Source organism: Kineococcus gurbantunggutensis (genome assembly GCF_050871925.1).
Classification (GTDB): domain Bacteria; phylum Actinomycetota; class Actinomycetes; order Actinomycetales; family Kineococcaceae; genus Kineococcus.
The window spans coordinates 12,306-24,865 of the sequence record NZ_JBJLSG010000015.1; the positions used below are offsets into that span (position 1 = coordinate 12,306).

The window sequence follows — 12,560 nt, forward strand, 5'->3', positions numbered from 1 at the left end:
GACCCACCACGACCAGCACGACCACCACGAAGCGATGAGGCGATGACCGCACACGACGCTAGGTGCTCAGCCCCGCCCGGCCTGGCCCGCACCAGCCCGTCCCCATCCTGACTCCTCGCCTCGCCGGCTCCCGCCGGCAGCGACGGACAGGACGTTCCCCCGAACCAAGGAGTGCCACCGATGACGCCGACCACCAGCACCAGCACCGACGCCGGCACGGTTGCCCAGCACGTGCAGGTCTTCGCCGACCAGGCGTCGTTCACCGCCGCCGTCGCGCAGGTGCAGGAAGCCGAGATCGCCTACCGCCTCGAGCAGCCCCTGATGCCCGACTCCGCCTTCGACGCCCTCAAGGACCGGGTGATCGCCACCAAGGCCGCGCACCCGGGCTGGGACGACGAGGGCGTGAGCACGCAGGTGGCCTCCGGCGCCCCGGTCGGCGGGGAGGTCCGCCACAGCAGCCCCATGCTCAGCCTGGCCAAGGCCACCACGCCTGAGGAGGTCCGCGCCTTCCTGGCCGGCCTCAGCGCAGACGGGCAGGACGGGCAGGAGCCCGGCCCGCTCGTGGTCGAAGTGAAGCTGGACGGCTGCGCGATCAGCGCCGTCTACCAGGACGGCGTGCTCGTGCAGGCCGCCCAGCGCGGCGACGGCACCAGCGGTGACCCGGTCACCGAGCAGCTGCTGCGCGGGCAGGGCGTGGCGGGCCTGCCCGCCCGCCTGACCACTCCCTCGGGCGTCGGCTGGTCCGGGGAGGTCCGCGGGGAGCTGTTCATGTCCGACGCCGACTTCGAGGTCGCCAACGAGATGCGGGTCGCCGCCGGGCGCCCGGCCTTCGCCAACCCCCGCAACGCCACCAGCGGCACCCTGCGCAACCTCAACCGCACCTACGAGGTGCCGCTGTCCTTCGCCGCCTACGACATCTCCGGTGACGGCATCCCGGAGCAGGAAAACGCGACGTACAGCGAGCGCCTGGACGCCGCCGAGGCCCTCGGCTTCGCCACCGGCCGCCAGCTGCTGCCCGAGGAGCTGCGCGCCCCGCGTGAGGGTGCCGAGCAGGTGCTGGGCGCCATCGAGACCATCGAGGCGCTGCGCCCCACCCTCGGCTTCCCCATCGACGGCGCCGTCCTCAAGGCCGACTCGCTGGCCACCCGCCGCCGCCTGGGCCAGCGCACCGGCTCCCCCCGCTGGGCACTGGCCTACAAGTACGCCCCCGACACCGCCGTCACGACGCTGCGCGAGATCGAGATCAGCGTCGGGCGCACCGGCCGCCTGGGCTTCCGCGCCGTCCTCGACCCCGTCAGCGTCGGCGGCACCACCATCACTCACGTCACCATGCACAACGCCCCCTGGATCACCGAGCGCGACCTGCGCGTCGGCGACGAGGTCTGGGTCTACCGCGCCGGGGACGTGATCCCCCGGGTCACCAGTGCCAACCTCGCCGCCCGTCCCGCCGACGCCGAGGCGTGGGTCGCGCCCACGCACTGCCCGCAGTGCGGGGAGGAGCTGGACACCACCTCCTTGCTGTGGCGCTGCCACACCCCCTCCTGCTCCATCGCCGGAGCCCTGGACTACTGGGCCTCCCCGACGCCCTGGACATCGACGGCATCGGCGACGCCGTCTGCGTGGCGCTCGCCGAGAGCGGCCTGGCCACCAGCGTCGCCGACCTCTACGACCTCACCCTGGAGCAGTGGGCCGCCCTGCCGCTGGGCGTGACCAAGACCGGCGCCACCCGCACCCTCGGGGAGCTGAACGCCGCCAAGGTCGTCGAGGGCCTGGAGGCCAGCAAGGAGCAGCCGCTGAACCGCGTCATCACCGGCCTGGGCATCCGCATGACCGGCCGCTCCGTGGGGCGCTGGCTGGCCTCCCGCTTCGGCTCCATGGACGCCCTGCGCGCGGCGAGCGTGGAGGAGCTGGCCGCGATCAACAAGCTCGGCACGATCAAGGCCCAGCACATCGCCGACGGCCTGGTCCGCCTCAGCGAGGTCATCGACCGCCTGGCCGCGCACGGGCTGACGATGACCGTGCCCGACGACGGCGCCGACAAGCCGCTGGCGGGCAAGACCTACGTCGTCTCCGGCGCGGTGCCCGGCTACACCCGCACCACCATCGCCGAGCGCATCGAAGCCCTCGGCGGCACCGCCAGCAGCAGCGTCTCGGCCAAGACCACCGCCCTGGTGACGGCCGAGAGCGACACGGCCAAGGCGCGCAAGGCCGCCCAGCTCGGCATCCCCGTCATCGACCCGGCTGCGTTCGCCGCCACCGTGGCCTGAGCCGGTCAACCCGAGGCAGCCAGCCCAGATCAACTGACCCGGCGCACGCGCCGACCCGGGCACTTCTCTCCCGGGTCAGCGCAGCACTACCGACGTAGACGGGTCGGCGCCTCTGGCGATCGACTTCCTGCGGGCCTCCGATGCCTCTGCCAGGCTGCCGTCATGGCCACCACCGGCGCACCCGATGAACCTGGAGAACCGCGGCTGCTGGCCGACGACCCCGTCGATGCCAGCGACAGCCACCCCGACCTGCTGGATCGCCAGAGCATGGCGGAGCACATCGGCCGGCTGCTCGACCGCTTGCGTGCGCAGAGCGAGTCCAGTGTCCTCGGACTGGTCGGGCCGTGGGGCTCCGGCAAGTCCAGCGTCCTGCGGATGCTGGAGCGACACCTGGCGGCTCAAGGGAGCCGCGACTGGATCGTGGCTTGGTTCACACCCTGGGCCTACAGCGACGCCGAGAGCCTGCAGCTGGGCTTCTTCACCGAGTTGCGCGAGGCGCTTCCCAAGGACGGCAAGTGGCCGGAGACCCGGATCAAGATCGGCAAGGCCGCCGCTGCCCTCGCGCCCTTGGGCGCTGTCGCCCAGTACGCGGGGCTAAGCGGTGAGGCGCCGATGAAGATGCTCGGCGACAAGATCGCAGGCGACACCAGCGTCTCGGCGACGCATGAACGCGCCCGGCAAGCGCTGAAGGCGCACGGTCAGCCGATCCTCGTCATCCTCGACGACCTCGACCGGCTCGAGGCCCCGGAGCTCCTGCTGGTCCTGAAGCTGGTGCGGATGATCGGCCGGCTGCCCAACGTCTACTACCTGCTCAGCTACGACGAGCAGACCCTCATCGACCTGCTCAAGCACACCTCCCTGGTGGGAGAGTCGGACGAGCGCGCGCAGGACTACCTGGAGAAGCTGGTGCAGGTACGCCTGGACCTGCCCGCGCTGCGGCCGTACCAGCGCGACATGCTCGTCGACCGAGCCATGAACAGCATCATCAACCAGCACGGCCTCACGTGGTCAGATGAGCAGCAACAGCGGTACCAGCGCCTCATGCATGACCACCTGCTGCGTCGACTGGACAGCCCTCGCACCATCAACCGCGTCATGGGACAGGTCGATGCGTTCTACGGACTGACTGAAGGCGAGGTTGACTTCGTCGACTACCTCGCGGTGACGTGGCTTCGCGCGGAGGAGCCGGGTGTGTATCGCATGGTGCAGCAGCATCGCGAAGATTTCCTCGGCCAATCTGAGAAGCAGATGCTCCGCGCTTTTAGCCAACCGCAGCCGGATCTGTCGGGCGTCGCGGAACAGTGGCGTCAAAGGGTCAAGGAGGCGGTAGGCGACGAGCGCAACGGGGATGACGTTTTGGACTTGCTCACCGAGATGTTCCCGGTGGTAAGAGCCGAGATGAGCCGCCAGCAACTTCAAACTCAGGATGCCGACGACGCCGGCGTCCGGCGTGGCGTGGGTCACCCGTACTACTTCGACCACTACTTCAGCTACGGAACTCCTGGCGAAGGGCTAGCCGACAAGGTGGTGGTCGACGCACTGGCCGACATGGTTGCGGAACGTTCCAGCGCAGCCGTTGCCCGGCTTGTCTCTGAACTACATGAGGAGACGGAGCGGTTCATCTGGAAGCTAGAGCGGCAGCTAAGCCCGGATCACCCAGCAATTGTTCCCTTGCTAATCATCCTACGATCTGAGTACGCTCGCCTCGACGACGGCAGCAACACCTTGACGCTGGGAAAAGTTCATCAGGTCGAGGGGCTGACCTACCGGCTTCTGCAGCAGCTTCCTGAGGAGCAGGTTCACCGCTTCGTCGCGGAAAGTCTTGATACTACGCACGGCTTGGACTACATGGGCGCCGTGGTTCAGACGGCCCTTAGAAAAAGGGTACGTCCCCAGGAGAAGGAGTTTCTCGACTGGGATAGGCGCCGCCCTTTTTGGGCTAGCCATGTTCGAGGGATGACGGTCCAGGCGCTCAGCATTTATTTCAGCACCCTCCAAGAGATGCCTCTCGATGAGTTCGACGAAAAACATCGGTCTCGCTGGTGGACTTGGTGGCACCTCGACCCGGAACGCGCCAGTGAGTGGCTACGCACACAGGTGGTAAGTGGAGAGTGGGATCTGCACGGGGTCCTACTGGCGTGGGTCAATACGCAACACGTAGTAGGGGTCGCCAACGCCTCGGCGCGCTTGTCGGGTCTCAGTGACGTGATCACTCGGGACGTCTTTAGTCGAGAGAACCTATTGGATTACGGAGTCGGGTACTCGGCGGACATGTACGTGTCTCATGGCATTGAGGACGGCTTGGAGGACACCGATGAGAACCGCGACCTGGTCGTCCGGCAGGCCGTGGCCCTGCGGTTGAGGCCCCCGGAGGTGACACCGGGGGCCTGAACCCGTGACGTAGTTCAGTAACGCAACTTCTGACTGAGCCTTTGTCAGTAACGGTTTTCCCAGTTGCTGAGCACCAGTGCCGTAGCGACGATGGCGGAGATGCGCCAGGGGCAGAGGGTTACGCGGGCCAAGGCCCGCCAGCGAACCTTTAGGTACGCGATGCCGTGCTCGACGAAAGCGCGCTCAGCGTTGACGTAGGAGTTCCACCCTCGGGTGCTTCGGTCGAGACCCTGCCCTTCCCGAGGTCGCCGAACTGGCACCCGGACACCAGCACCAGCGCCGATGTAGCCCTTGTCAGCCAGCACGGGGAGGCCCCGCGCCGCGGTCGGGTAGAGCGCTGGTAGGACATGGCGGCGTGCTGCGGTGAGGTCATGGGTGGCGCCGGGTTCCACGGGTGAGACCCACATGGGTCGCCCATCGGGGTCGCAGATGACTTGGACGTTGCCGCCGTGGCGTTTGTGCTTGCCGGAGTACCAGCGATCGGACCCAAGACCGCTGTCGTGGACGCGATCGGTGGGAATCAGGGTGCCGTCCAGCAGGAGGTGCTCGTAGCCGGCCTTGAAAGCGCGCTGCACCACGTCAACCAGTTCGGGTACTTGGTTGGCGACCACGTCGAGCGCCTCATGCAGGCATCGATATGCGGTGGAGAGGCTGATGTTGTTGTCGGCGGCTAGGTCAGCGATCGCGGCGCGTTGACGCATGAACCGCAGCAGCATCACCGCCTGAGCGAAGCAGCCGAGCGCTCGTCGCCCACGGCGGGTACCGACCACGACACGGTGGATCGACAGCAGGTGAGCAATGCGCTGGGCGAGGGCACGGGAGACATCAAGGGTGGCACGATAGGAGAGCACACAGAATCCAGGTGGGTACAGCGGAAGGGCTTGGTCGCCCTCCATCGTCGCCGACCAGATCCTGCGTACTCCAGCCCCTCACTTCCCTGAAGTTCCGCAGCTTGACGCAGTCACCAGCAAACGCTCAGTCACCGCTCATGCCGCTGGTCGCGCCTCATTGCGCTCGGCGAAGATCTTCCGTCCATGTCGAGGATCGTGCAGGCGATTCCGATTACTGAGCGTTGATGACGAGAACGCTCGCAACGTCGATGACGTCCGTCGCGAGCGGTCCAGCGCAAACGTGCAGCATGACGACGCGCAGGTGTGCTCGTGGAGCAGTCAAGCGACATCTTCTTGATCGCTATTGCGGGTGGCTACGGTAGGTCAGGCCGGTGGCCAGTTCCGCATTGCGATGTCAGCGACGCTTTGCAGCTCTTCCCGCCCGGCGCCTCCGGCTGCCTGCACAGCCACCCCGTTCGCAACCGTCATGAGGTAGCGGGCGATCAGCCCCGCATCGGCGTCGGCAGGCAGGTCACCCGCCTCAGTGGCTTGCTGGAATCGCTGGGCCAGGCGCAACTGGCCGGTCATGCGCCAGTCCGTGAGGGTGTCACGCACCGCTCGACCGTCCTCGCCGGCGACCAGTGCTCCCTGCACGCCCAGGCATCCGGGTGGGTGTTCCGGTGAGGTGGTCGCCTGCACCGCACCGGTAAGGAAGGTTGTTGCCACCTCCAGCGCAGTGTTCTCCAGCAGAGCTCGCTCGATGTACGCCCCCGGACCTTCGCCGTATCGCTGAAGAGCCCTGTGGAAGAGCTGTTCCTTGCTGCCGAAGGCTGCGTACATGCTCTTGCGGGAGATGCCCATGGCTTCGGTCAGGTCGACGAGGCTGGCACTGTCGTACCCCTGTCGCCAGAAGACAGTCATCGCCTTGTCGAGAGCCACCTCGGCGTCGAAGGCTCGTGGTCGGCCCGGCCGCGTGGTCTCCATGACCCGATCGTACCTTCGGCACCGATCAGTGCCCAACAGTGCCGCAGGAGCCAAGCGGGGTGCTAACGTGACTTCGGCACCGACCGGTGCAGATATGGGTGATCAGTGCACCCCGGTACTCGGTGCTCTGATGACCAACCCCTGAAAGGATCCATCTGATGGCCGACAACGAGCTGCGCAGTTGGTACTTGCGCTACATCGCCGCCCTCAACGCACACGACCTGAGCGGCATGGACGAATTCATCCACGACCAGGTAATGGCCGGGGGTGAGCAGGTAACCCGCGGCGACATCGTCACCGTTCTTGGCGGGATCATCGATGCCGTGCCCGACATCCACTGGGAAGTCGAGGAACTGTTGCTTGACCGCGACGGTATCGCCGTCCGCGTGACCAACACCGGCACGCCGACCAAGACGTGGCTCGGCGTCGAACCCTCAGGAGCTTCGTTCAAGATCGTGGAGTACGCCATCTACAAGGTCAGCAACGGGCGCTTCGTCCAGATGACCAACCTCCACGACTCGGCCGAGATGCTGCGGCAGCTGACGGCTTGACCTGACAGGAGTCCCGGACGAGGCGTCTACTCCTCTGGGTGGCGCGGGTGGCGAGGGCGGCGCAACGACGCCTCCTCGCGTGGCTGCAACCTGCGGACCTGCAGCGCCGCCCAGGCGCGTCGTTGTCGTCGGAACGTGGAGCCGTGGGACGTCACGCTGATGACGATCGGTCTCTTCAGCGTACCGGTCACGGCTCCGCGTGCCCGCGCGGGGCGCCATGCGCGCCCCACAGCGAACGACTACCTTCTCCTCGTTGACGCGGCAAAGCCGATTCCCCCGGCGCGGTGATTGCGCTCCGTCCCGGGGGCGTTTCGTGGAAGGACGGTCAAGGAAGAGTCGGGTAGTCGGTGTAGCCGACCGCGCCCCCCCCGTAGGCAGTCGAGAAGTCAGGCGTGTTGTAGGGCCCCCCGGCGGCGAGGCGGGCAGGTAGGTCGGGGTTTGCGAGGAAGGCGGCGCCGAAGGACAGGAGGTCGGTGGAGCCGTTCTCGATGAGCTGCAGCTGGGCGGCCCCGGTGGCACTACCTGGGGTGACAGGGTTGAGGATGAAGGCCCCTTGCCACTGGGTGCGCAGCTGACGGGTCAGGTCGGCCTCGACGGTTTCCATGACGTGCAGGTAGGCCAGCCCGATGGGGTTTAGAGCCTCCAGCAGTGCAGGGTAGGTACCCTGAGCGTCCTCGACGATATCGTTGAGTGTGTTACCGGGTGAGATGCGCAGGCCCGTACGTCCAGCACCGATCGTCGCGGCAACGGTGCGCGCCACCTCGAGCGTGAAGCGGATACGCCCCTGAACAGAACCGCCCCAGTCGTCCTGTCGCCGGTTGACGTTGGTGGACAGAAACTGATGGAGCAGGTACCCGTTCGCTCCGTGCAGCTCCACGCCATCGAAACCGGCTTCGATTGCGTTGCGCGCGGCCTGGGCGAAGTCGCGGACCGTTGCCTTGATCTCGTCGCCGGTCAGTTCTCGGGGGACCACGAAGTCCTGAAGCCCGGTGGGCGTGTAGGTCTGACCAGCGGCCTTGACCGGCGAAGGGGCCACCGGAGTCATCGGGTCGCCGGCATAGGAGTCGGGGTGGCCGATGCGACCGGTGTGCATGAGCTGCGCAACGATCTTGCCACCGGCGGCGTGAACGGCGCCGGTGACCTCTCGCCACGACTGAACCTGTTCGGTGCTGTGCAGACCGGGGGTGTTGATGTACCCCTGGCCGACCACGCTGGGCTGGACACCCTCGGTGATGATCAGCCCGGCGCTGGCGCGCTGGGCGTAGTACTGGGCCATCAGGGCGGTGGCAGTGGCTCCAGGGACCGCCGCTCGGCTGCGGGTCATGGGCGCCATGGTGATGCGGTTGGCGAGATAAAGGTTTCCGATGGTGATGGGGTCGAAGGCGGTAGGCACAGGTGTCTCCTGATCGGATAGTGATGATGGAGTCGAGGATGAGATGAGGGCTCGCTAAGCCCGGTAGCGGTGTCTAGTCGCGCGGACGAAGCCGCCATCTACGTAGCGCGCCTGACCGGTCAGGAACATTGCGTCATCAGAGACGACGAAGGCGATCGTGCCGGTGAGGTACTCGGGATCCCCCTGGCCGCGGAAGCGCCATCAGCGATGTCCGCGACGGCGGCCGCCGCACCCTCAGCCGCGAGCCGGAGGGCGAAGGCCCGTCCCGGACGGCTAGCTGCTCCGGCGACGACCGTCGCGTGACCAGCCAGCCGTCCTCTCCCAGCCGGTGGGCCCGTCACGACGGCCGGACCTGCGGCGGCGTTCGTCGCACGCCTTGGGTAGGCATGGACTGGACTCAAGCAGCGGGAGAGACTGCGTCTGGGAGTCTCAAGCGCCGAGCTCGGACGGGGCGGCGTCCATCCAGGTGACGTGCTGAACCAGACCTGTGATGAGCCAGCCGACGGCGGTGCGCACCAGGTGGTGCTCGTAGCTGCCGTGCATGAGGAAAATGGGCTGATCCGCGCGGTGGTGCTGGGCGTAGAGGTAGGAGCTGACGACGGCGGTGTCTACCGTTTCATCAACTGCTGGGGCGCCAGCGGCCGTGGAAGTCCTGAGGGTGACGCGGTGGTTGGTGCTCAGGTGCTGACGTGCATCCCAGGTGTCAAGGTTGCGCGAGGCGAAGGCGACGAAATCATCGCGGGCGAAGTCGCTCACCGGGAGACCGGCGTCCGAGAAGTCCACGTGCACGGTGTCGGTGAACAGCTGGGCGTAGGCACCCCAGTCGGCAGCATCCATCGCCGCGGCAAAGCGGACGACGACGTCGATGACTGCAGCGCGGTCCTCCAGGTGCTGCAGCCGGTCCTCGATGCTCTGGTGGGTCTGGGTGCTCATGGGGGTATCCTTACTTGAGTAGGTCAGTAACATGCAGACTGCACGCTACATGCAAAAAGTAAGGACAGGAGGTCAGCATGTCAACCCCGCCGCTCCGACCGCGCACCCAGCTGTTCGCCGACCGCGACCCCACCGCGACCTCGTGCGAAGTCCTCAGTGAGCCGCTCGCACAGGTCATGACCCTGCTCGGCAAGCGCTGGACCGGCTTGGTCTGGAGCACCCTGATGCAGGGACCGGTCTTCTACAGCGATCTGAAGCGGGCCATCCCTGGCATCAGCGACCGCATCCTTGGCGAGCGGCTGACCGAATTGGGCGAGCTGAACCTGCTGACGCGTACGGTGCTCGACGAGGGCCCCATCCGGGTGCGCTACGAACTCACTGCTTCCGGTGCGGGTATCCGGCCAGCACTACTGGAACTAGCGCGTTGGGCTGAAGAGCACTTGGACCGGCAACAAGAAACAGACGTGCTGAGCCCTCGTCGGTAAAAGATCCCGAGCGGGGAGAGTTCGGCCAAGGCGTCGGCGTGGGTGACGTGCCCGTTGTAGGAACCGACCTTGCCGATGCGTACACCGCCTTCAACGACCAACTGCAGACCGTGCTCACGCTCCCAGGACACCTTCCCCTCGGAGGAGAGGTAGGTCCGGGCCGGCTCGGTAGCAGTTCTATCGGGCACCAGCACGGGAGGCAGGGTGATCGCCATCTGCGTGCAGATGCCAGCGTCCTCGCCGGCCTCCCGGGTGCCGTACTCCGCGCGCTCCTCGGACGTGAGCTCCTCCGCGGTGACGCCATAACCGGTGCTCGGTGGCCCGCGCCAGCAACTCCGGACCGACAGCGTGGAAGGCGCGCACGGCCACCTCGAAGCTCTTCAGGTGCTCCTCGATGAAGATGACGCCATCGTGGTCGCGTTCCTCGACCAGTCGCTCCGTCCGCGCTTTCAGCTCCACCAGCAGCGGGGACAACCGTCCCGCGCTCACCGGCACCGGCACCGGCACGCTGATAGGGGTTCCGGGTGTAGGCCCAGGGTCAAACTCGGGCACCGGCCGAAGCTACAGCGGACGCCTTGGAGTCCGTCGCTCAACTTTCGTGACAAGCGGCTGGCTGCTACTGACAAAGGCTCACTGGCTGGGCATAAGGATGCAGAGGTGACCCCAGCGCTGCTGAAGTTGGCAAGCGACCCCGCCAGTAGTCCCTACTTGCAAAAGCTGCTTATGCAGGCGTTGGTCATGCGTGAGGGGGCAGAGGCGACGACAGCGCTAGTAGACCTAGTCATCAACTCCAACTCCGAATTTGATGTACCAAACGAAGCGATTGAGTTGCTGCTGAGAAGTGCCAGTGGTCGCCTCATCGAAGCGCTTATAAATGGTTGCTTGCCACACAAAATTGCGTACCAGATGACGCTTAATCTGACACGAACCTTGAGTATAGAACAGCGAGAACGGTTGCGAGAGCATTACTGGGTAACGGATTCAATGTAACACTTTGCGCCTGGCTCCGCATTGGTCGACTAGTGCCCTCAAGGCGTAATGTCGGCCAAAACAAATCCGGTTGAGTTTTATGCAGTTCTTACCTTCATGTCAATCTAGATACAGCTACGCCTATTGGAGGCCGACGGCGGTCCAGGTGCCTAAAATTTAACCTGATTCCTCGCCACCTGGTTTAACATTGTCGTTTAACCTCGGCTCATAGCTGGATGGACAGTGAGCCTCTTCCATCCCGGCTCAGCCGGCAAGGATGAGAGTCTGCACAGCGGCGACGAGGTCGGTCGCCCGTGAGGGGCTGGAGCGGATCTTGCGCAGCACCCGCCAGCTCTTTCCCCCACGCCAAGGCGTGGGAGGTGCCCCCAGCTGGGCGCTCGCTCTCTCACCCGGCGCCCCGCAGGGCGGCGTGGGCGCGGTTGACCGCGCGCTGGTTCGCCGACAGCGGCCGGAAGGTGCCGGTGACTGGGTCTTTGCGGCGGGAGCGCTGCGGCACCCGGACCTCGGGGCAGGTGCGGGCCGCGCCCTGGTGACCGCGATCAGCCAGGACTGGCACCTCGGTGCCGGCTAGAGCGGTGACAGGCCGTGCTCGCGGACGCAGCCGATGTCGTGGCGCGAGCCCGGCAGCGCCGGTGAGGCTTAGATCAGCCGCCCGGCCGGGTCGGGCAGGGTCTGGATGTTGACGCCGTGCGCCTTGTGCTTACCCGAGTGGTAAATGCGATCGCCCTTGGTGGCCATGGCTACCCGATCGATGCGCAGCAAGGTGCCGTCCAGGACGACGTAGGCCTTGGCCGCGACCGTCGACACCGCCTGCTGCAAGGTCGACGTCATCGCCGCCAACACGGCCAGCGCCTCGTGCCCGTACCGATGCACCGTGGCGATCCCGACACCGAAGCCAGCGGCCAGGTCCGCGTAGCGCTCACCGTTGCACAGGTGCGCCAGCACCAGCAGCGCCTGTCGGCCTGGCGTGAGTCGGCGCCAGGGCGAGCCCATGCGCTTGCGGCGTCGACGCAGCATTTCGGCGAGCAGGCTCACGGCGCGGGTGGCTCCCCCGCACGCGGGTGGTACCCCCTCCGGCAGGCCGGACGGGTAAGACAGCATGCGAAGCCCCTGGTGGTGCGGACGATCTCGACAATCCCCGCCCTACCAGGGGCTTCGCTCGTGCCCGCTGCAACCCCGCTCGTCAGTGGGATGGAAAAGGCTCAACTTCGTGAATGGCTGCACCTCTCCGAAGCAGCAGCCATCAAAGTCCTCGAGACGTACTGCAATAACTACCGCCGAGCGTACGGCGACGTCGCTTCACAAGCTTGCGTGGCAAAGCAGGGTCAAGTCCGCTGCGAGCGGTCTGGGCGACCACCTCACAGGTGGACGTCCTGGCGAGCGGATGCGCCGGGTTGAGACGACAGAAACGGACAGGAACCTCGTCTCTTCTCGTGCGAGGCGCAAAGCGAGGCAATGAGAGCAGGCAGAGACCTTCCACAACTTCCAGCGCAAAGCTGCTGGCCCTTCGTCCACCGAGGACCGCAACACGCTGCGGTAACACAGCAAAAAGTTCAAGCGAAGGCGCCGATGCGCCTGTGTACGGAAGTGATAGCACCAGCACGAGTGAGCAGTCCTCGACGGCGCGCGAGCAGTCCCGTCGTGAGCGGCTCCGTCGTGCCGCTCGTGCCAGCTAGCCAGTACGCCAGCGGTGAGTTGGAGCACCAGGTGTCGCAGGTGCCCGCCACACTGACGCC

Annotated in this window: 11 protein-coding genes and 1 pseudogene; 6 read left to right on the forward strand and 6 right to left on the reverse strand. The window is 66.2% G+C overall.

Annotated features, from left to right (window positions below; genetic code table 11):
* The first annotated feature begins 180 nt into the window (after positions 1-180).
* The 3 genes from ACRYR7_RS04525 (at position 181) to ACRYR7_RS04535 (ending at position 4,658) form a co-directional block, all read left to right on the forward strand.
* Entirely contained in the window at positions 181-1,710 is a 1,530-nt protein-coding gene (locus tag ACRYR7_RS04525; protein ID WP_432570873.1) for an NAD-dependent DNA ligase, read from the forward strand.
* Complete coding sequence (locus ACRYR7_RS04530) at positions 1,620-2,267, forward strand: helix-hairpin-helix domain-containing protein (protein ID WP_432570874.1); 648 nt, start codon at positions 1,620-1,622, stop codon at positions 2,265-2,267. The genes ACRYR7_RS04525 and ACRYR7_RS04530 overlap by 91 nt, the downstream gene beginning before the upstream one ends.
* Positions 2,268-2,429: 162 nt before the next feature.
* Positions 2,430-4,658, forward strand: a complete 2,229-nt coding sequence (locus ACRYR7_RS04535; protein WP_432570875.1) for a KAP family P-loop NTPase fold protein — start codon at positions 2,430-2,432, stop codon at positions 4,656-4,658.
* 44 nt (positions 4,659-4,702) lie between these two features.
* Here ACRYR7_RS04535 and ACRYR7_RS04540 read toward each other — a convergent pair whose 3' ends face one another.
* Both ACRYR7_RS04540 and ACRYR7_RS04545 read right to left on the reverse strand, forming a co-directional pair.
* Positions 4,703-5,509: a transposase family protein gene (locus tag ACRYR7_RS04540; protein ID WP_432570914.1), complete on the reverse strand. Its 807-nt coding sequence runs from the start codon at positions 5,507-5,509 to the stop codon at positions 4,703-4,705.
* A 363-nt stretch (positions 5,510-5,872) separates the two neighbouring features.
* Entirely contained in the window at positions 5,873-6,472 is a 600-nt protein-coding gene (locus ACRYR7_RS04545) for a TetR/AcrR family transcriptional regulator (RefSeq protein ID WP_432570876.1), read from the reverse strand.
* Positions 6,473-6,630: 158 nt separating this feature from the next.
* Between ACRYR7_RS04545 and ACRYR7_RS04550 the strand changes: the two genes are divergently transcribed.
* The gene (locus ACRYR7_RS04550) at positions 6,631-7,023 is read left to right on the forward strand and encodes an ester cyclase (RefSeq protein WP_432570877.1); all 393 of its coding nucleotides are present in this window, start codon (positions 6,631-6,633) and stop codon (positions 7,021-7,023) included.
* Positions 7,024-7,348: 325 nt separating this feature from the next.
* Here ACRYR7_RS04550 and ACRYR7_RS04555 read toward each other — a convergent pair whose 3' ends face one another.
* Both ACRYR7_RS04555 and ACRYR7_RS04560 read right to left on the reverse strand, forming a co-directional pair.
* Positions 7,349-8,416: an alkene reductase gene (locus tag ACRYR7_RS04555; protein WP_432570878.1), complete on the reverse strand. Its 1,068-nt coding sequence runs from the start codon at positions 8,414-8,416 to the stop codon at positions 7,349-7,351.
* A gap of 429 nt (positions 8,417-8,845) precedes the next feature.
* Complete coding sequence (locus ACRYR7_RS04560; RefSeq protein WP_432570879.1) at positions 8,846-9,349, reverse strand: nuclear transport factor 2 family protein; 504 nt, start codon at positions 9,347-9,349, stop codon at positions 8,846-8,848.
* 77 nt (positions 9,350-9,426) lie between these two features.
* Between ACRYR7_RS04560 and ACRYR7_RS04565 the strand changes: the two genes are divergently transcribed.
* Entirely contained in the window at positions 9,427-9,834 is a 408-nt protein-coding gene (locus ACRYR7_RS04565) for a winged helix-turn-helix transcriptional regulator (RefSeq protein WP_432570880.1), read from the forward strand.
* Here ACRYR7_RS04565 and ACRYR7_RS04570 read toward each other — a convergent pair.
* Positions 9,717-10,049 carry a DUF6985 domain-containing protein gene (locus tag ACRYR7_RS04570; protein WP_432570881.1) on the reverse strand — a complete coding sequence of 111 codons (333 nt, stop codon included), beginning with the start codon at positions 10,047-10,049 and terminating at the stop codon, positions 9,717-9,719. The genes ACRYR7_RS04565 and ACRYR7_RS04570 overlap by 118 nt on opposite strands.
* 442 nt (positions 10,050-10,491) lie before the next feature.
* Here ACRYR7_RS04570 and ACRYR7_RS04575 point away from each other — a divergent pair, with 442 nt between their 5' ends.
* Positions 10,492-10,824, forward strand: coding sequence for a hypothetical protein (locus tag ACRYR7_RS04575; protein ID WP_432570882.1), 333 nt, complete (start codon positions 10,492-10,494; stop codon positions 10,822-10,824).
* Positions 10,825-11,067: 243 nt separating this feature from the next.
* Here the strand turns inward: ACRYR7_RS04575 and ACRYR7_RS04580 are convergent.
* A pseudogene (locus ACRYR7_RS04580) lies at positions 11,068-11,925 on the reverse strand (transposase family protein).
* Positions 11,926-12,560: the final 635 nt, after the last annotated feature.

Coding starts and splice junctions, on each gene's coding strand:
- ACRYR7_RS04545 (WP_432570876.1), bottom strand. CDS start 6,472: ATGGAGACCACGCGGCCGGGCCGACCACGAGCCTTCGACGCCGAGGTG.
- ACRYR7_RS04525 (WP_432570873.1), top strand. CDS start 181: ATGACGCCGACCACCAGCACCAGCACCGACGCCGGCACGGTTGCCCAG.
- ACRYR7_RS04570 (WP_432570881.1), bottom strand. CDS start 10,049: ATGGCGATCACCCTGCCTCCCGTGCTGGTGCCCGATAGAACTGCTACC.
- ACRYR7_RS04560 (WP_432570879.1), bottom strand. CDS start 9,349: ATGAGCACCCAGACCCACCAGAGCATCGAGGACCGGCTGCAGCACCTG.
- ACRYR7_RS04535 (WP_432570875.1), top strand. CDS start 2,430: ATGGCCACCACCGGCGCACCCGATGAACCTGGAGAACCGCGGCTGCTG.
- ACRYR7_RS04550 (WP_432570877.1), top strand. CDS start 6,631: ATGGCCGACAACGAGCTGCGCAGTTGGTACTTGCGCTACATCGCCGCC.
- ACRYR7_RS04565 (WP_432570880.1), top strand. CDS start 9,427: ATGTCAACCCCGCCGCTCCGACCGCGCACCCAGCTGTTCGCCGACCGC.